Here is an 18,737-nt window from a genome sequence, read left to right on the forward strand (position 1 = left end):
GGAAGGTTTATGCGGACAACTCCCGCGGGGGCAGTTGTGCACTGACGATCGCCAGGACGCCGAGTCCCACATGGGCCGCCAGCACGGGCGGGAGGGTGCTGATCACCACGGGAGGCGCGGCCGGGAAAGCCTCAGTCAGACGTCCGGCCAGCTCTGAGGCGGCCTGGGGTGAGCCGAAGTGATGGACCGCGAGTCCGAGCGATTCCTCCGGGATGCTCTTCGCCGCGGCGCCCGCCACGTCCTCCAGCCGGGCCAATGCACGCGCGGCGGAGCGGACCCTCTCCACCGGCACCACTTTGCCACCGGCGACGCCGAGGATGGGCTTGATGGCCAGCACAGTGCCCAGCCAGGACGCAGCGTTGCCGATCCTTCCGCCCCGGCGGAGCTGTTCCAGGGAGGGAACGTAGAAGTGGACGGTGCTTCCGGCCAGGGAGGCCTCGGCCCCGGCGGCCACGAGCTCCAGAGGCGCCCCCTGGCCGGCCAGCCCGCACGCCGTCTGGACGGCGAAGCCCTGGCACATGGCGGCGGTCCGGGAGTCGAGCACGTGCACCGGGACCCCGCATTCGGCGGCCGCGATGCGCGCGGCGTCAACGGTTCCCGAGAGCTCCGCGGAAAGGTGCACGGACAGGATGGCCGAGTACCCGGCCGCCTCAAGGTCCCGATAGGCCGCGGCCAGCGTGGCCGGCGACGGCCGTGAGGTGCGGACCGTCTCCCCCATCGCCAGGGCCAGGCTGAGCCGCTCCGCCACACGCTCTTCACCCTCGGCGAGATCCGCGGAAGAGTAGATCTCCTCCCCCACCATCACCGGCATGGGCACGTGCCGGAACCAGTCCGGCGCCTGGTCCAGCCACGCTTGCGGAAGAGCAGCCGCGGAATCGGTCACGACGGCGACCCGCACCGGCGGCGCGACGGGCTTCCGGGCGCGTCCGGCGCGGCCCTCCGCACGTCCGCCCTTGAAACCCGAAGAGCCGAGGGCACGGAGAGCCTCGAGACGCTCCAGCAAGCGTCCCCAGGTCCCGGCCCCCGGCTCCGGCATCTCGTCCGGCCTAGGCGGGGACGATGTTCACGAGCTTGGGCGCCCGCACGATGACGGTCCGGATGTCCCGGCCGTCGAGGATCCGCTGCACGTTCTCCGAGGCCAGCGCCAGCTCACGCAGGGCGTCCTCGGTGATGTCGGCGGGCACCTCGAGGCGGTCGCGGACCTTGCCCTGGACCTGAACGACGGCGGTCGCCGTGTCCTGGACGAGGAGGGCCGGGTCGAAGGACGGCCACGCGGCGTTCGCCACGAACGGCTCACGGCCCAGCAGGCTCCACATGTCCTCCGCCGTGTAGGGCGCGAACAGGGACAGGATGACGGCCACGGTCTCGGAGGCCTCCCGCACCGCGGGATCCGCGGCGCCGGCCCCGGAGTCGATCACCTTGCGGGTCGCGTTGACCAGCTCCATGAGGCGGGCCACCACCACGTTGAACTTGTTCGCGGCCAGCAGCTCCTCGGCGTCGGCGATGGTCCGGTGCGTCACGGCACGCAGAGCCTTGTCGCCCTGCTCCGGGGCCGCACCCGGCTCGCTGGTGACGTCCTGCGCGAGGCGCCAGGCGCGGGCCAGGAACTTCGCCGAGCCGGACGGCGAGACGTCGGCCCAGTCGACGTCGTCCTCCGGCGGGGAGGCGAACACCATGGTGAGGCGCACGGCGTCGACACCGAACTTGTCCAGCTGCTCACTCAGGTCCACGCCGTTGCCCAGCGACTTGCTCATGGCTTTGCCGCCGTTGAGCACCTGTCCCTGGTTCAGGAGCGCGGTGAAGGGCTCCGTGGTCTCCAGCATGCCCAGGTCATGGATGACCTTGGTGAAGAAGCGGGAGTACAGCAGGTGGAGGATGGCGTGCTCGACGCCGCCCACGTACTGGCCGACCGGCATCCAGGTGTTGACAGCCTCCGGATCGAAGGGACCCTCGGTGTAGTCCGGCGAGGTGAACCGCAGGAAGTACCAGGAGGAATCCACGAAGGTGTCCATGGTGTCGCTGTCTCGGCGCGCCGGTCCCCCGCACTCAGGGCAGGTGACGTTGACCCATGCCTCGGCCGCGGCCAGCGGCGACGTGCCCTTGGGCGCCAGGTCCTCACCGCGCAGATCGTCCGGGAGGCGGACCGGCAGGTCCTCGTCCGGCACGGGCACCTCACCGCAGGATTCGCAGTGGATGATCGGGATCGGCGTGCCCCAGAAGCGCTGACGGCTCAGCAGCCAGTCGCGCAGGCGGAAGTTCACATAGCCCTCACCGGTTCCCAGGCGCTCCAGGATGGCGATGGCGGCCGGAATGGCTTCGGCCTTGCTCAGGCCGTCCAGCTCACCGGAGTTGATGAGCGTGCCTTCGCCGGTGGCCGCGACGCCGGTCTCCGCCGGGTTCTCCTCGCCGGTCTCCAGCACGGGGCGGACGGGGATGCCGAATGCCTTGGCGAAGTCCAGGTCACGCTGATCGTGCGCGGGAACGGCCATGATCGCTCCGGTGCCGTAGTCGGCCAGGACGTAGTCGGCGGCCCACACGGGCAGCTTCTCGCCGTTGAGCGGGTTGATCGCGTAGCGGCCCGTGAACACACCGGTCTTGGGGCGCTCGGTGGACTGGCGCTCGATCTCGGAGAGTGCCTTGACCTGCTCGCGGTAGGCGTCCAGGGCCTCCGCGTGCTTCGGGGCGACCAGCTCGACCGCCAGATCGGAATCCGCGGCCACGACGAAGAACGTGGCGCCGTACAGCGTGTCCGGACGGGTGGTGAAGACGGTGGTCTCGCGCTCGGGCTTGTCCCCCGCTGCTTCGATCACGAAGCGCACGTGGGCGCCTTCGGAGCGGCCGATCCAGTTCTTCTGCATGGCCAGCACACGCTCGGGCCAGTGGCCCTCCAGCTGGTCCATGTCATCGAGCAGCCGCTGCGCGTAATCGGTGATCTTGAAGTACCACTGGTTCAGGGACTTCTTCGTCACCGGGGTGCCGCACCGCTCGCAGGCGCCGTTGATGACCTGTTCGTTGGCCAGGACCGTCTGGTCCTTCGGGCACCAGTTGACGGGAGAGTCCTTGCGGTAGGCCAGGCCCTTCTCGTAGAAGCGCTTGAACAGCCACTGGGTCCAGCGGTAGTACTCGGGGTCCGAGGTCTGCAGACGACGGGTCCAGTCCGCGGAGATGGCGTACCGTTTGAAGGACGCGGCCTGGGTGTCGATGTTGGTGTAAGTCCACTCGCTCGGGTGGGCGTTGCGCTTGATCGCAGCGTTCTCGGCGGGCAGGCCGAAGGAGTCCCAGCCGATGGGGTGTAGGACGTCGTAGCCCTTCAGGCGCCAGTACCGGGACACCACGTCACCCATGGCGAAGGCCTCGGCATGGCCCATGTGGAGGTCGCCGGACGGGTACGGGAACATATCCAGGACGTAGCGGCGTTCGCGCGATCCGTCGTCGAGGGGGGCGAACTGGGGGTTCTCCTCCCAGGCCTTGGCCCACACGGCCTCGATGGCGGCGAAGTCATAGCCACGCTCGCGCGCGGACTCACCGCCCACGGTCTGTTCAGCTTCTACGCTCACTCTTTGCTCTCTCACCTTCGGCGCTCCGGCATCGTTCCAGCCACGCTCATCCACTCCACACACACAAAAGCCCCTCAACCCGCGACGACAGCCCGGCTGTCGGAAGGGTTCAAGGGGCGGCCGTCCACATCGGAACACCACGTCGGAACTGTGTGCGGACGCGGCGCCGAGGGACGGCTAGCTAAGCAGAAGGATTGCGTGCATACCCTCCACTTTACCGCACGGTTCCACCCCGCTGCGCGGCACGGTGGTCCGCACCACGAAAGAGGCCGCGCACCGCCCCTGCGGGCGATGCGCGGCCTCTCTCCGTCGTGGCGGAGGACTTACTTGACGTCCTCGTCGACCCAGTCCATGGACTTGGTCACGGCCTTCTTCCACAGGCGCAGCTGACGGTCGCGCTCTTCGGCGTCCATCTGCGGCTCCCAGCGCTTGTCCTCGCCCCAGTTGGCGGACAGCTCGCCGAGATCCTTCCAGAAGCCGACGGCGAGGCCGGCCGCGTAGGCGGCGCCCAGCGCGGTGGTCTCGGTGACCTTCGGACGGACCACGGGCACGCCGAGGATGTCTGCCTGGAACTGCATGAGGGCCTCGTTGGCCACCATGCCGCCGTCGACCTTGAGCTCCGTCAGCGGCACGCCGGAGTCGGCGTTGACCGCGTCCAGGACCTCACGGGTCTGGAACGCGGTGGACTCCAGCGCGGCGCGGGCGATGTGGCCCTTGTTGACGTACCGGGTCAGGCCGACGATCGCACCGCGGGCGTCCGCACGCCAGTACGGGGCGAACAGACCGGAGAACGCCGGCACGATGTACGCGCCACCGTTGTCCTCGACCGAAGCCGCCAGCTGCTCCACCTCGGGAGCGGTGGAGATCATCCCGAGGTTGTCGCGCAGCCACTGGATCAGCGAACCCGCGACGGCGATGGAGCCTTCCAGCGCGTAGTGCGCCGGCTGGTCCCCCAGCTTGTACCCCAGGGTGGTCAGCAGACCGTTCTTGGAGTGCACGATCTCGGTGTCCGTGTTGAAGATCAGGAAGCAGCCCGTGCCGTAGGTGTTCTTGGCCTCGCCGGCCTGGAACGCCGCCTGGCCGAAGGTCGCGGCCTGCTGGTCGCCCAGGATGCCCGCCACCGGCACTTCGCGCAGCAGCTGCGAGGTGTGCACCTGGCCGTAGACCTCGGAGGAGGACTTGATGGCCGGGAGCATGGAGGCCGGAACGCCGAAGGCGTCCAGGATGTCCTGATCCCACTCGAGGGTCTGCAGGTCCATGAACATGGTGCGGGAGGCGTTGGTGACGTCCGTGGCGTGCACGCCGCCGTCGACGCCGCCCGTCAGGTTCCACAGAACCCAGCAGTCGGTGGTGCCGAACAGGAGGTCCCCTGCTTCGGCCTTCTCGCGGGCGCCCTCGACGTTGTCGAGGATCCACTTGACCTTGGTGCCGGAGAAGTAGGTCGCCAGGGGCAGGCCCACCTTCTCCTTGAAGCGCTCGACGCCGCCGTCGGCCGCGAGCTCGTCCACGATCGACTGGGTGCGGGTGTCCTGCCACACGATGGCGTTGTAGACGGGCTCGCCGGTGTTCTTGTCCCAGACCACGGCGGTCTCGCGCTGGTTGGTGATGCCGACCGCGGCGATGTCGTGGCGGGTCAGGTTCGCCTTGGACAGCGCGCTCCCGATGACCTCACGGGTGTTGTTCCAGATCTCCTTGGCGTCGTGCTCGACCCACCCGGCGTGCGGGAAGATCTGCTCGTGCTCCATCTGGCCACTGGAAACGATGTTCCCGCTGTGGTCGAAGATGATGGCACGGGAGCTCGTGGTGCCCTGGTCGATCGCGATGACGTATTCAGACATGACTTCCTCGTTCTCCTTCTCGACCGGCTACTTGGCCACAGCCGTGAACACGATGGGCAGGTGGGCCGCCCAGCCGGCGAGCAGGCCGCCGATGATGGGGCCGGCGATCGGGACCCAGGCGTAGCTCCAGTCGCTGCTGCCCTTGCCCTTGATGGGCAGGACGGCGTGAGCGATGCGCGGGCCGAGGTCACGGGCCGGGTTGATGGCGTAGCCGGTGGGGCCACCGAGGGAGGCGCCGATACCGACCACGAGCATCGCGACGGCGAGCGGGCCGAGTTCGTTCGGCGAACCGCCGAAGCAGAGGATCACGAACACGAGCACGAAGGTGCCGATGATTTCCGTGACCAGGTTCCAGCCGTAGCTGCGGATCGCGGGCCCGGTGGAGAAGGTGCCCAGCTTGTTGGCCGGGTCCGGCTCCACGTCGAAGTGCTGCTTGTAGGCCAGCCAGCAGACGACGGCGCCGATGAAGGCGCCGAGCAGCTCCGCACCCAGGTAGGTGAAGATGGATGCTGCGTCCACGGGGATGCCGGGAACGAACTCGCTCTTGCCTGACGCGACGATACCGAGCGTCACGGCGGGGTTCAGGTGAGCGCCGGACTTGGCTGCCACGAAGACGCCGGCGAAGACCGCGAGGCCCCAGCCGAAGTTCACAAAGAGGAACCCGGTGTTGTTGCCCTTAGTCCCCTTCAGCGCGGTATTGGCGACAACGCCACAGCCGAGGAGGGTGAGCATTGCGGTACCGAAGACTTCCGAAAGGAAGACGATTCCAAGAGACATCATTGACTCCTTGAGAGGTGCTGAACACACCGGGCCAGCGCCCGGTGGATAAGTAGCCCCGAAGGGCTAGGCAACCAGGCTGTCCAGCTGGACCAGGTGCATACGCTCCAGGACAGTGGTTGCATGGTTGATTTCCGCCACGATTCGATCCTTGTCCCAGCCAAGCGGTTCTGACAAGACCTCGGCCGTTTCGCGGAGGAGTTCTCCCGTGACCAGGCCACGGAAAGCGAGGGAGGTGCGGCGGATGAGAACGTCCACCAGGTGGCCGATCTGCTCGTGCTCCGCCATCCAGTGAAGTTCACGGACGCTCAGTTCGTGCGTGGAGTGCAGGAGGCGGTCCTCCCCCTGGCCCAGGTGCGCGATGACGTCGTCGGCACGGGTGCCGTAGCGGGTGAGGAGACCGTCGACGCGCGCCGCGTCCAGCCCCGCCGCCGGGTTCAGACGCTGCTTGATCCACTGCTGCACACCGGCGTCGTCGGCCGGGAAGCCGACACCGCCGCCGATGGAGAGCTTCGCCGTGGAGACCTTGCGCTGCACGCCGATCAGGCCGAGCACTTCATCGGCCAGGTGCTCGGAGAGCGCGCGGAAGGTGGTCCACTTGCCGCCCACGAGGCTGAGCACGGTGGCGCGGACAGCCCCGAAGTCCTGCTCGCGCTTCTCGATGCGGTAGTCGCGGGAGACGAAGCCCGGTGCGGTGTCGTCGTGGCGCGGGAGCGGGCGGACGCCGGAGAAGGTGTAGACGATCTGGTCGCGGCTCACGGCGATGTCCGGGAAGACGTGCGCCACGAGGTCGAAGAAGTAGTCGATCTCCTCGTCGGTGCAGACGGCGTCCTCGTTCATGTCCGCGTTGATGTCCGTGGTGCCCACGAGGACGCGGTCGCCCATCGGGTAGATCAGAACGATGCGGCCGTCGGTGTGCTCGAAGAAGATCTCGCGGCCACCGGTGGCGGCGAGCAGCTCCGGGTGGTCCAGGACGATGTGCGAACCCTTGGTGCCGCCCATGAAGGTGGTCGGAGCGCCCAGCGCAGTGTTGCTCTGGTCCACCCAGGCGCCCGTGACGTTGACCACGATGTCGGCGCTGAAGTCGAACTCCTCGCCGGTCAGCTCATCACGCAGACGCACGACGCCGGGAGCGGCCTCCGCCGGGCCGACGACGCTGAGGTAGTTGGCGGCACGGGCCTTGTCACCGCCGGCCTTGAGGCCGTCGTTGAGGACGTCCAGGGTGAGGCGCTCCGGGTTGTGCACGGAGGCGTCGAAGTAGCTGGCCGCGTACTTGATGCCCGGGTTCAGGCGGGGCAGCTCCTCAAGGGCCTTGGTGCGGCCGCGGAACTGGTGGCGGGGCACGGTGCCGCCGTCGCGGGAGAAGGAGTCATAGAGGCTCAGGCCGAGCTTGATGAGGAAGGCGCCGCGCTCCTTCGGCTTGCCCTGCTTGTGGGTCAGGAAGCGCATCGGGGCGCTGAGGATGCCGGAGAAGGTGCTGAAGATCGGGATGGTGGTCTTGAGCGGCTTCACATAGTGGGGCGCGATCTTCATGAGACGGTTGCGCTCGACCACGGACTCCTGGACCAGGCGGAATTCGCCGTTCTCCAGGTAGCGGATGCCGCCGTGGATCATGTGGGAGGACGCGCCCGAGGCGCCCTGACAGTAGTCGCCGCGCTCCACCAGGACCACGTCCACGCCCTGGAGCGCGAGGTCCCGGAAAGTGCCCACACCGTTGATGCCTCCGCCGACGATCAGCACCTTCGCTGTCGGCCTGGCGGCGATGGCCTCGACGGCCTGGCGAGTCTGGGGGGTGTTGGCGGATGCGTTCTGCTGCGTGGACATTGCTTCTCCGGACTGGGTTTCACGTCGTTCCAGACGCCATGACGGCGTCGTCCCCACTATTCTTGGAAGGTCTGAAAATTACCGTCAAGCAAAATGCACAAACGTGCAGAAGGGTGTGTCATGCGCAAGGACGGCGACGTGCTGAAGGCCGCGCAGCTCTACTACCTGCAGGACCTGACCATGGACGCGATCGCGCGGGAGCTGCGCACCTCCCGTTCCACGGTCTCACGTCTCCTGGCAGCCGCGCGGGACACCGGCCTCGTGCAGATCCAGGTGCGCTCCAGCCTGGACATGGCGCCCGAGCTTGAACAATTGATCAAAAAACACTTCGGGGTGGACGCCCACGTCGTGCCCATCCCGTCGAGCGTCGGCGAGGCCGAAGCACTCGACCGCGTCGCCCTCTACGCCGCACGGACGATCACCCCGCACGTCGACTCCAACTCGATCATCGGCGTCGCGTGGGGCGCGACCATGAGCGCCGTGAGCCGCCACCTCACCAGCCGGCCCACCCACAACAGCGTCATCGTCCAGCTCAACGGCGCCGGCAACACACACTCCACCGGCATCTCCTACTCGAGCGAGATCCTCCGCCGCTTCGGTCGTGCCTACGGCGCCAAGGTGGAGCAGTTCCCGGTGCCGGCCTTCTTCGACCACGTCGAGACGCGGGAGGCGATGTGGAAGGAACGCAGTGTGGCCCGCATGCTCGACCTCCAGTCCCGGATGACGATGGCGCTGTTCGGCGTGGGCGGGATCGACGCCGGATACCCCAGCCACGTGTACGCCGGCGGCTACCTGGAGCGCCGGGACCTCGAATCCCTCGCCGAACACCAGGTGGTGGGCGATGTGGCCACCGTGTTCTTCCGCGCCGACGGGTCCACCGACGGCATCCCTCTCAACGCCCGGTCGACCGGGCCCAGCCATGAACAGTTGCGCCGGGCGCCCCGCCGCGTGTGCGTCGTCTCCGGGCCGGGAAAGATCAACGGGCTCAAGGGCGCACTCGCCGCCGGACTGGTCACCGAACTCATCCTCGACGAGAAGACCGCCCGGCTCCTGGTGGGCAGCTGAGCGCGCGTCCCCCGGATTCGTGGAGACACCTTCGGTAGAGTCAGGAGCATGAGTCACATCCCCTCCGTCGCCCTGAACAACGGCGTCCTGATCCCTCAGCTGGGATTCGGGCTCTACAAGGTCCCCGGGGAGGATGTCGCGGACCTGGTTCCCGCCGCCGTCGACGCCGGATACCGCCATTTCGACACCGCGGCGATGTACGGGAATGAGCTGGCCCTGGGCAGGGCCCTGGGCGCGCAGCTGGAGGACGGCAGCCTGAGCCGTGACGACTTCTTCATCACGAGCAAGGTCTGGAACGACCAGCAGGGCTACGACGCCACGCTGCGCTCCTTCGACGACTCGATGATCGCGCTCGGGCTGGACGTTCTGGACCTCTACCTGATCCACTGGCCCGTGGCCGGCCGCGGTCTGTACCTGGAGACCTACCGTGCGCTGGAGACCCTGTACCGCGAGGGCCGGGTCCGGGCGATCGGCGTCTCCAACTTCCAGGTGGACCACCTTGAACGGGTGCTCGAGGAACGCGACGTCGTGCCCGCCGTGAACCAGGTGGAACTGCACCCCTGGCTCCAGCAGCGGGAACTCCGGGCTTTCCACGCCCAGCACGGCATCACGACCGAGGCATGGAGCCCCCTGGCTCGCGGCGCGCTCCTGGAGGATCCCGTGCTCGTGGACCTGGCGGGCAAGCATGGCACGAGCGTGGCACAGATCGCCCTGCGCTGGCAGATCCAGGAAGGGATCGTCGTCTTCCCCAAGGCGAGCTCTGCCGAGCGTATCCGGCAGAACGCGGACCTTTTCGGGTTCAGCCTGGACCAGGAGGATCTGGACCGGATCGCCGGTCTCGACCGCGGCTTCCGCAGTGGTTCCCACCCGGATCAGGTGAAGTGATGAACCTCCAGACCCAGCCCCTGCCCGACACCACCGGCTTCATCTCCGCCGCCCTCGCGGACCGGGAACGCACCGCGGTCGTGGAGCTGCCCGGAGGGCCCGCCCGCTACTGGGAGCACTCCGCCGTGGACCCGGTCCCCGGCACGAGCCGCACCATCCTGGTGATCCACGGGTTCCGAGGTGACCACCACGGCCTGCTGCGTCTGGTGGATCTGATGCCGGGCCACCGCTTCATCACCCCGGACCTGCCCGGTTTCGGCGCTTCAGAGGCGTTCCAGGACCGCGAGCACTCACTGGAGAGCTATGCGCGGTTCGTGGCGGAGTTCATGGAGGCTCTGAATCTGGGTCCCGACACCGTCCTGCTCGGCCACTCCTTCGGCTCCCTCGTGTGCAGCCGCTTCGTGACGCTGTATCCGGGCAGGGTCACCCCGTTGGTCCTGATCAATCCCATCGCCGCGCCGGCCCTGGAAGGGCCCAAGGCGCTGCTCACCAAGCTCGCAATCGCGTACTACCGCGCCGCCGCCGCCCTGCCCGAGAGGGCCGGGCGGGCCCTGCTGGCCAATCCGGCGATCGTCCGCGTCATGAGCGTCACGATGGCCCGCACCAGGCAGAAGGACCTCCGCCGGTTCATCCACGCCCAGCACGACGCGTACTTCAGCGACTTCGCCAGCCGGGAAAGCCTGCTTGAGTCTTTCCGCGCCTCCGTGTCCGGCACGGTCACCGAGGTGGCGGACCGGATCACCCTGCCGACCCTGCTGATCGCAGGCTCCACCGACGAGGTCGCCCCGCTGCCCGCCCAGGAGAAACTGCACGACATCCTGCCGGACTCACGGCTCGTGGTGATCGACGGCGTCGGGCATCTGATCCACTACGAGACGCCGCAGGCCGCCGCCCACTCGATCGAACTCTTCCTCCAGGAGCACCCCGCATGAAACTGGTGATCGACGCCCGGTTCACCCGCACCGACCACCACGACGGCATCAGCCGCTACGGCGCCAGCCTCATCGAGGCCTGTTCCAAGGTGGCGGACGTGACCATGCTGATCAGTGACGAACGGCAGCTCAAGCTCCTCCCGGACGTCCCGTACGTGAAGATCGGCAGCCCGCTCTCGCCCCTCGAGCTCTTCGTGGCGCGTGAGGTGAACAAACTCGGCGCGGATGTGGTCGTGTGCCCCATGCAGACCATGGGCTCCTGGGGCCGCAAGTACGGGCTCATCCTCACGCTCCACGACCTGATCTACTACGAGCACCCCGCTCCCCCGGGATTCCTTCCGGCACCCGTCCGATTCCTGTGGCGTCTGTACCACAAGGCGTACTGGCCGCAGCGGGTCCTGCTCAACCGGGCCGACGTCGTCGCGACCATCAGCCGGACCACCGAGTCCCTCATGGAGAAGTTCCGGCTGACCAAGCGCCCGATCCGGATCGTGGGCAATGCCCCGCAGCCTGGTGCGGTCACACGGCCGGATGGCGTCGCGCCCGTGAAGGAGCTCGTCTACATGGGCTCCTTCATGGAGTACAAGAACGTCGAGACGCTCATCCGCGGCATGGCCTCCCTGCCGGACTACACGCTCCGGCTCATGAGCCGTGTGCAGCCGGAGCGACGCGCTCAACTCGAAGCCCTCATCCCGGAAGGTGCGCAGGTGGTGTTCCACAACGGCGTCACCGACGAGGAGTACGAGGACCTGTTGCGCCGCTGCACCGCGCTGGTGACGCTGTCCAAGGCCGAGGGCTACGGCCTCCCGCTGGTCGAAGCGATGTCGCTGGGAACGCCCGTCGTGGTCGCCGACACCCCGATCTTCCGTGAAGTCGGCGGGGACGCCGCGCACTATGTGCCGGCCGAAGACCCCGCCGCCTTCGCCGCCGCAGTGCGCTCATTGGAGGACGACGGCGCCTGGCAGGCCGCCAGCCGCGCCTCGCTGGAGCAGGCGGCCCGTTTCTCGTGGGACCGCTCGGCGCAGGAGCTCCTGTCCGCGGCGGAGGAGGTGCTGCGCCTCCGGGGTTCGCGGAGCCGCTGAAACCCGGAGGCTACGCGTCCGCCCGTGAATCGGTGGCGGACGCTGCCGGGGAGGTTGTCCCGGGGGCAGGCTCCTGTGGGTCGATCCGCTGCGGGTCAGGCTCCCGCGGCTCCGAGGGGCCGGACCAGAATCAGCGTCGGGCCCGGCCAGTCCAGATTCTCGTGTTCTTCCAAGGGGATGAAGCCGAGACGGCGATAGAAGGCCCTGGTCTGCGCGTACGGTTCGTGGGGAAACGACGGCCCGACCGTATGCACCGTGAGCATGAGACAGCCGTCCTCACTGAGCATCCGCGAGATGTGCTCCACGAGCTCCCGGCCAGCCCCCTGGCTCCGGACTTCAGGAGAGACCGCGATCAAGTGCAGCTCCGCGCTCTCGGGGAAATGCCGCCGGACCAGCGCGATGCCCACGACCTCGCGAACTGGCCCTGCCTGATCCTGGTCCGCCTGATCTTGTCCGACCCCACCACGCTCCACGCAGAAGCTCAGGTATTCGTCCTCCGCCGCCGCTCCGGCGTATGCCGTGACGGCTTCCGGGTCGCCGAACCAGTCGGGCAGGCTCTCGAGGATGCGGCGGACCGCTGCGGGATCCCGTCGTCGGGTGATCGTCAAGGTCACTGCGCCAGTATGGCACGGACCTGAGTTTCACTGGCTACAGCAGATCCAGGCCGTCGAAGCGCACCTGCGCCGCCGCATGGGTGCGCTTCGCCGAGGCCGCGGCCTTCGCGGCCCGCAGGAGCCGCGCGGCTTCCGACGCCACCGCGAAGGGGATGAAGCAGAGCGTGCGGTAGTCGCCGTCGTCGAACGGGACAGGACCCACCACCCGCACCTCGTGCTCGCCCTCCTGCAACGGCGCCAGCGCCTGCTGCAGGTTCTCCACCGCGTCCTTGGGCCCGGTGATCGCGGCGACACGAACTGCGGGCGGTAGGTGGAGCTCCCGGCGCTCCGCGAGCTCACGCGCGGCGAATGACGCCGGATCCCAGCGCACCAGAGCGCCCACGGCGAGTTCGTGCTCGGCCGTGACCATGACGACTCCCCCGTCCCGGGCCGGGCGGACCAGCGAAGCGGCGTTGAACCAGCGCCGCACGGTCTCCTCCGCGGCCCGCAGGTTCTCGCGGCGAAGCATCTGATCGCCGTCCAGCAGGAGCGCCGCGGCATACCCCTCAGGCGCGACGGGCTCGGCGCCCAGCGTCGCGACCACGAGGGTCCCTGCTCCGGAGACCTCGTCCTTCACGCGACCGGCCGACGACGACACCACCCGCGCTCCCGGGAAGGCACGGCCCAATTGCTCCGCCGTGCGCAGGACTCCGTTGCCCGCCACCGTGTACCGCTGTGATCCGCAGACGCGGCACGTGACGGTCCGGTGCACAGTGCCGCACCACCGGCACTCAGGCGCGGCGCCAGTGGCCGGAACGTGCAGGGGGCCTTCACACTTCGAACAGCGCAAGGGGTTGCTGCACTCGGCGCAGAGCAGGGTGGGCGCGTACCCGCCCCGGGCCACTTGGATGAGAACCGGCCCGTGCGCCAGAGCGTCCTTGGCAGCCTGCCAGGCCGCATGCGGGAGCCGCGCCGCGGTCGCCAGCGGATCCCGCTCCTGGTGGAACGAGTCCGCCGTGTTGACGACGCGAGGAGTGACGGCGCGCAACAAGGGGCGGTCAGCCTCCACCGACTGGGCCCAGCCGTTCTCCACGAGCCGTTCAGCCTCGGTGCTCCGGGAGTGTCCGGCCAGGATGCAGGCCGCGCCCTGCCCCTGGGAACTGCGGATCATCAGGAGCTCACGGGCGTGAGGGTACGGCGCGCGGGGTTCGGCGTGAACGTCGTCCCCGTCGTCCCAGAGCGCGACCAGGCCCAGGTCCCTGAGGGGTGCGTAAGATGCCGCACGGGTTCCGATGACCACGCGCGCGTAGCCACCCAGCACCCGGAGATACTCCCGGTAGCGTACCGACGGACCGTCCTCGGCCGACAGCCTGGCCACCAGTCCGCGCGGCACATGCTGAGCCAGTGCGGCCGCCAGACGGTCCAGGTCCCGGCGGTCCGGGACCACGAGCAGGGCATTGCGTCCGGAGTGCAGCGTGGCGACGGCGGCCTCCGCGAAGAGCTCGGGCCAGGCGTGCGGGCCGTACCCTTCGGGCACCGTCACGACGGCGTGCGGGTCACCACCGGTCCGCACGTGCTGGAGGAACGCCGCGCCCTTGCCGAGCCGTGTCCAGGCCTCCTCCGGGGCGGGACCGTCCGCCAGGGACGACTCGTCCTCGGGAACATCGCCCCGCGGCGTCCAGTCCTTCTCGCAGCTGGCCACCCGGCCGGGGATGGCGAGGCGGAGGACGTCGCTCACGGTGCCCGCATACCGGGCGGCGACCAGACGGCAGAGCTCCAGAACCTCGGGGGTGAGCACCGGGACCGGGGAGACCACCTTGTCCAGCACGCTCAGACGCGTGCCGGAATCGCTGTCTTCGCGGCGCTCCACGATGTACCCGTGGAGTTCCCGGCCCGCGAACCGGACCCTGACGCGGGCGCCGGCGACGGCGTCGCCGTCCAGGGCGTCCGGGACCAGGTAGTCGAACGGCCGGTCCAGATGGGGCAACGGCGATTCGACGACCACCCGTGCGACAGGACTCGTGGCGGCCAGCTTCTCCGGCGGCTCGGGCATGAGCCAGCCCTTGCCGCCTCCTGCGTCCGGCCCGGAGGCCGACGGTCCCACGGAGTCAGAGACCGGAAAGAGTCCGTCCTGCACGTGTCACCACCGGTGTCAGGCGTTGAAGAAGGCCTTGAGGTCCGCGACCTTGTCGAGACGCTCCCAGGTGAACTCCGGCTCCTCGCGGCCGAAGTGGCCATGAGCGGCCGTCTTGGCGTAGATCGGACGCTTGAGGTCCAGAGCGTCGATGATGGCGCGCGGGCGGAGGTCGAAGACCTCGTTGATGGCGTCACTGATGCGTGCGGGATCCACGGTCTCGGTGCCGAAGGTCTCGACGTAGATGCCGACCGGGCGGGCCTGGCCGATCGCGTAGCCGATCTGGATCTCCGCACGGCGTGCGAGCCCGGCCGCCACGACGTTCTTGGCCACCCACCGCATGGCGTATGCCGCGGAGCGGTCCACCTTGGACGGGTCCTTGCCGGAGAACGCGCCGCCACCGTGGCGGGCGAAGCCACCGTACGTGTCGACGATGATCTTGCGGCCGGTCAGGCCGGCGTCGCCCACGGGGCCACCGATGATGAACTTGCCGGCCGGGTTCAGGATGCTGCGGACCGAGGAGGTGTCCAGTTCCGCCGTGGCGAGCACGGGGGTGATCACGTGGGTCTGAAGATCGCTGCGCAGCTGCTCCAGGCCGGCGTCCTCGGCGTGCTGGCTGGAGATGACGATGGTCTCGACCGAGACGGGCTTGTCCCCGTCATACCCCACGGTGACCTGGGTCTTGCCGTCGGGACGGAGATAGGCGAGTTCCCCGTTCTTGCGGACTTCCGTGAGCCGCTCTGACAGGCGGTGGGCCAGCCAGATGGGGGTCGGCATGTAGCTGGAGGTCTCATCGCTCGCGTAGCCGAACATGATGCCCTGGTCTCCGGCGCCCTGGAGATCGTAGTCGTCCTGGGTGCGGCCTTCGCGGGCCTCGATGGAGTTGAAGACGCCGTCCGCGATGTCATTGGACTGCTGACCGATGGAGACGGACACGCCGCAGCGGGCGCCGTCGAAGCCGTTGGCCGAGGAGTCGTACCCGATGCCCAGGATGGTCTCGCGGACGATCTGCGGGATCTCGACATAGGCGTCCGTGGTGACCTCGCCCGCCACGTGGACGAGGCCGGTCGTGGCCATGGTCTCCACGGCGACCCGCGACTCGGGGTCAGCGGCCAGCAGCGCGTCCAGAATGGAGTCGCTGATCTGGTCACAGATCTTGTCCGGGTGTCCCTCAGTGACGGACTCGGAGGTGAACAGCCGGAGGCCGGTGTGCGAAGAATTCTGCATGGCAAAGGTCACCAGTACACTCTACCGGCCACTTCCACCAGCTTTGGCGCGCACATGACGTTATGTGGACGATGGCACCGGACACGCCTGTGAACCCACCCCGTTCAGCCGCGCAACTCCGCGGCGACACGGTGCACGATCGCCTCGGCCACGAGGTTCTTCGAACCCTCCACGTGCTGCATCTCACGGTCGGTCCGGGACAGGATCTCCACGGAGTTCACGTCCTGACCGAAGACCTTGGACTCCCCCACGTGATTGACCACCAGGAGGTCGCAGCCCTTCCGCTCCAGCTTCTGCCGGGCGTACTCGAGAACACTGCCGGAGTCGTCTCCCGTCTCCGCGGCGAAACCCAGGATGAGCTGATCCCGGCCCTCGTCGGCCCGCAGCCGCACCAGCTCGGCCAGGATGTCCGGATTGCGGACCAGTTCGATCACCGGATCGGTGCCCTCGGCCCGCTTCTTGATCTTGGTGCCGGACCGTTCGGCGGGCCGGAAGTCAGCCACGGCAGCTGCCATGAGCACCACGTCGGCGGACGCCGCTTCACGGGTCATGACCTCCCGCAGTTCTTCGGCGGTGCCTACGCGCACGACGTCGACCCCCGCCGGGAGCGCGACCTCCACGTGAGCGGCCACGAGCGTCACCGTGGCCCCGGCGTCGCGGGCGGCGGCGGCCAGAGCGATGCCCTGCTTGCCGGACGACCGGTTGCCGAGGAACCGGACCGGATCCAGAGGCTCCTGCGTCCCGCCGGCGGAGACGAGCACGCGCTTCCCGGTGAGCAGGGCGCCGGCGGAATCGCCGTCGCGCGCCGTGTCCGGAGCGGACACCAGCGCCATCGCGGCTGCGAAGATCGCCTGCGGTTCCGGAAGGCGTCCCGGGCCGCTGTCCTTGCCGGTCAGCCGCCCGACGTCGGGGTCCAGCACGTGGGCGCCGTGAGCACGGAGGGTGGACACATTGGCCTGCGTCGCGGGGTGCCGCCACATCTCGGTGTGCATGGCGGGGGCGAACAGCACGGGACAGGTGGCGACGAGGAGCGTGTTGCCGAGGAGATCGTCGGCCAGGCCATGCGCCGAGCGGGCCAGGATGTTCGCCGTGGCCGGCGCTACCACCACCAGATCGGCCTCCTGGCCGAGCCGGACGTGATTCACCTGCTCCACGTGCTCGAACACGGAGGTGCTCACGGGATGGCCGGACAGCGCCTCCCAGGTGGCCTGCCCCACGAAGTTCAGTGCCGCCTCCGTGGGCACAACGTTGACCTGATGACCCTGTTCGGTGAAAAGACGAAGGAGGGACGCGACCTTGAAGGCCGCGATCCCTCCTCCGACACCCAGGACGATCCGCATGCGCGTCTCCTTGGTTTCAGTCTCTGACGCCGGTGACCCGGCGACGGATCACTCGGCTTCTTCGGTGCTCTCGACCGGCTTGCACTCCAGAAGGCCCTCGTTGATCTCGCGCAGGGCGATGGAGAGCGGCTTCTCGTTCATCTTGGTCTCGACGAGCGGACCGACGTACTCGAAGAGGCCCTCGTTCAGCTGGGCGTAGTACGCGTTGATCTGGCGGGCACGCTTGGCACCGAAGATGACCAGACCGTACTTCGAGTCAGCGGCTTCGAGCAGCTGGTCGATCGGCGGGTTGATGATGCCCTCAAGGTTGGTGGACACGGTGTTCTCCAGGATCTTCTCGGTGTTCAGTCCCCGGCTCCTCAGAGAGGGTCCGGGATGGCGCCCGCCGGTGAGCAGACGCCGCGTCATGGCGGCTTTTCAGCGAGGGTTCGGGGTCAAACCCATCAGCTGGACAAGTTCGTCGGCTGCGCGCTGGACGTCGTCATTGACCACGGTGTGGTCGAACTCCGGCTCGGCAGCAAGTTCCAGTTTAGCGGTTTCCAGGCGGCGCTGCTGTTCCTCCGGGCTTTCCGTGCCACGGCCCACCAGCCGGCGGACCATTTCATCCCAGCTCGGCGGCGCCAGGAACACGAAGCGGGCGTCGGGGACGCTGGCTTTGACCTGACGCGCACCCTGGAGGTCGATCTCCAGCAGGACGTGCTTCCCGTCGGCCAGAGCGGCCTCCACGGTGCTCCTCAGCGTGCCGTACCGGTTGACGCCGTGCACCACGGCCCACTCCAGGAATTCGCCCTCCTCGGCCAGCCGGTCGAACTCCTCGGCCGACTTGAAGAAGTAGTGGACGCCTTCCTGCTCTCCGGGCCGCGGGGGCCGTGTGGTCGCGGAGACCGACAGCCAGACCTGCGGGTAGTTGTCACGGATGTACGTGGAGACCGTGCCCTTGCCGACCGCGGTGGGTCCGGCGAGCACGGTGAGACCGGAAAGTGAGCTCACGGTGTCCTCTGGTCATAGGCCGCCCGTGGGCCGCCTGAACTATTTGTCTTCCAGAAAATCTATCAGGGCCTTGCGCTGGTGGACGCCGAGGCCCCGGACCCTGCGTGACGGGGCGATGCGCAATTGCGTCATGATCGCCTGCGACCTGACGCGGCCGATGCCCGGGAAGGATTCGAGCAGTTCGGAGACCTTGAGCCGTGCGATGGCGGGATCATCCTCCGCCTGGGCGAGCACCTGCGGCACGGTCAGTTCCCCGGATTTCAGCGCCTCTTTGAGGCGTGCACGCACCTGACGGGCCGCGGCTGCTTTCGCAAGGGCGGCACTTCGTTCCGTGCTGGTCAGAACTCGCAGGCTCATGGCATCTCCCACCTCCGGGCGCCCATGGCTATGGGCGCGACTGACGGTTGATGCGAACCTACCTGAAAGTGACGTCCGGCACCATAGCTGGGAGGTCACCGATTTCGGCGGCCTCCCAGCTGAGCGGCAGGTCCGG

General features: G+C 68.3%; 16 protein-coding genes. 4 read left to right on the plus strand and 12 right to left on the minus strand.

The features are described from left to right. Window positions 1-7: 7 nt before the first annotated feature. The 5 genes from AB6732_RS07060 to AB6732_RS07080 form a co-directional block, all read right to left on the minus strand. On the minus strand, window positions 8-1,036 hold the full coding sequence (locus AB6732_RS07060; RefSeq protein ID WP_370959282.1) for a DegV family protein: 1,029 nt from the start codon (window positions 1,034-1,036) through the stop codon (window positions 8-10). 10 nt (window positions 1,037-1,046) lie between these two features. Beyond that, window positions 1,047-3,557, minus strand: a complete 2,511-nt coding sequence (gene leuS, locus AB6732_RS07065) for a leucine--tRNA ligase (protein ID WP_370959283.1) — start codon at window positions 3,555-3,557, stop codon at window positions 1,047-1,049. 323 nt (window positions 3,558-3,880) lie between these two features. Beyond that, window positions 3,881-5,395 carry a glycerol kinase GlpK gene (gene glpK, locus AB6732_RS07070; RefSeq protein WP_307496842.1) on the minus strand — a complete coding sequence of 505 codons (1,515 nt, stop codon included), beginning with the start codon at window positions 5,393-5,395 and terminating at the stop codon, window positions 3,881-3,883. Between the two features lie 27 nt (window positions 5,396-5,422). Further along, the gene (locus tag AB6732_RS07075; protein WP_370959284.1) at window positions 5,423-6,172 is read right to left on the minus strand and encodes an MIP/aquaporin family protein; all 750 of its coding nucleotides are present in this window, start codon (window positions 6,170-6,172) and stop codon (window positions 5,423-5,425) included. Between the two features lie 66 nt (window positions 6,173-6,238). Next, on the minus strand, window positions 6,239-7,996 hold the full coding sequence (locus AB6732_RS07080; RefSeq protein WP_370959285.1) for a glycerol-3-phosphate dehydrogenase/oxidase: 1,758 nt from the start codon (window positions 7,994-7,996) through the stop codon (window positions 6,239-6,241). 120 nt (window positions 7,997-8,116) lie between these two features. On the opposite strand from AB6732_RS07080, the gene AB6732_RS07085 reads away from it, so the two are divergent. The 4 genes from AB6732_RS07085 to AB6732_RS07100 are packed head-to-tail and all read left to right on the plus strand — an operon-like array spanning window position 8,117 to window position 11,960. Further along, complete coding sequence (locus AB6732_RS07085) at window positions 8,117-9,061, plus strand: sugar-binding transcriptional regulator (RefSeq protein WP_278269005.1); 945 nt, start codon at window positions 8,117-8,119, stop codon at window positions 9,059-9,061. A gap of 48 nt (window positions 9,062-9,109) precedes the next feature. Further along, on the plus strand, window positions 9,110-9,946 hold the full coding sequence (locus AB6732_RS07090) for an aldo/keto reductase (protein WP_370959286.1): 837 nt from the start codon (window positions 9,110-9,112) through the stop codon (window positions 9,944-9,946). Continuing rightward, window positions 9,946-10,878 (plus strand): alpha/beta fold hydrolase, encoded by a 933-nt coding sequence (locus tag AB6732_RS07095; protein WP_370959287.1) that lies wholly within the window; start codon window positions 9,946-9,948, stop codon window positions 10,876-10,878. Before AB6732_RS07090 ends, AB6732_RS07095 begins: the two co-directional genes overlap by 1 nt. After that, entirely contained in the window at window positions 10,875-11,960 is a 1,086-nt protein-coding gene (locus AB6732_RS07100) for a glycosyltransferase family 4 protein (RefSeq protein ID WP_370959288.1), read from the plus strand. Before AB6732_RS07095 ends, AB6732_RS07100 begins: the two co-directional genes overlap by 4 nt. Before the next feature lie 95 nt (window positions 11,961-12,055). Here AB6732_RS07100 and AB6732_RS07105 read toward each other — a convergent pair whose 3' ends face one another. The 7 genes from AB6732_RS07105 to mihF all read right to left on the minus strand — a co-directional run bounded on the left by AB6732_RS07105 (window position 12,056) and on the right by mihF (window position 18,601). After that, a complete protein-coding gene (locus AB6732_RS07105; RefSeq protein ID WP_370959289.1) occupies window positions 12,056-12,574 on the minus strand; it encodes a GNAT family N-acetyltransferase in 519 nt (172 codons plus the stop codon). A gap of 34 nt (window positions 12,575-12,608) precedes the next feature. Beyond that, window positions 12,609-14,606 (minus strand): primosomal protein N', encoded by a 1,998-nt coding sequence (locus AB6732_RS07110; protein ID WP_370959290.1) that lies wholly within the window; start codon window positions 14,604-14,606, stop codon window positions 12,609-12,611. Between the two features lie 99 nt (window positions 14,607-14,705). Next, a complete protein-coding gene (gene metK / locus AB6732_RS07115; protein WP_066212661.1) occupies window positions 14,706-15,914 on the minus strand; it encodes a methionine adenosyltransferase in 1,209 nt (402 codons plus the stop codon). A gap of 104 nt (window positions 15,915-16,018) precedes the next feature. Further along, window positions 16,019-17,254 (minus strand): bifunctional phosphopantothenoylcysteine decarboxylase/phosphopantothenate--cysteine ligase CoaBC, encoded by a 1,236-nt coding sequence (gene coaBC, locus AB6732_RS07120; protein WP_370959291.1) that lies wholly within the window; start codon window positions 17,252-17,254, stop codon window positions 16,019-16,021. Between the two features lie 48 nt (window positions 17,255-17,302). After that, window positions 17,303-17,572, minus strand: a complete 270-nt coding sequence (gene rpoZ, locus AB6732_RS07125; protein WP_066213096.1) for a DNA-directed RNA polymerase subunit omega — start codon at window positions 17,570-17,572, stop codon at window positions 17,303-17,305. A 99-nt stretch (window positions 17,573-17,671) separates the two neighbouring features. Further along, complete coding sequence (gmk, locus tag AB6732_RS07130; protein WP_066212664.1) at window positions 17,672-18,244, minus strand: guanylate kinase; 573 nt, start codon at window positions 18,242-18,244, stop codon at window positions 17,672-17,674. A gap of 39 nt (window positions 18,245-18,283) precedes the next feature. After that, on the minus strand, window positions 18,284-18,601 hold the full coding sequence (gene mihF / locus AB6732_RS07135) for an integration host factor, actinobacterial type (protein WP_066212666.1): 318 nt from the start codon (window positions 18,599-18,601) through the stop codon (window positions 18,284-18,286). Window positions 18,602-18,737: the final 136 nt, after the last annotated feature.

It is taken from the genome of Arthrobacter sp. RCC_34 (assembly GCF_041360795.1).
Classification (GTDB): Bacteria; Actinomycetota; Actinomycetes; order Actinomycetales; family Micrococcaceae; genus Arthrobacter_E.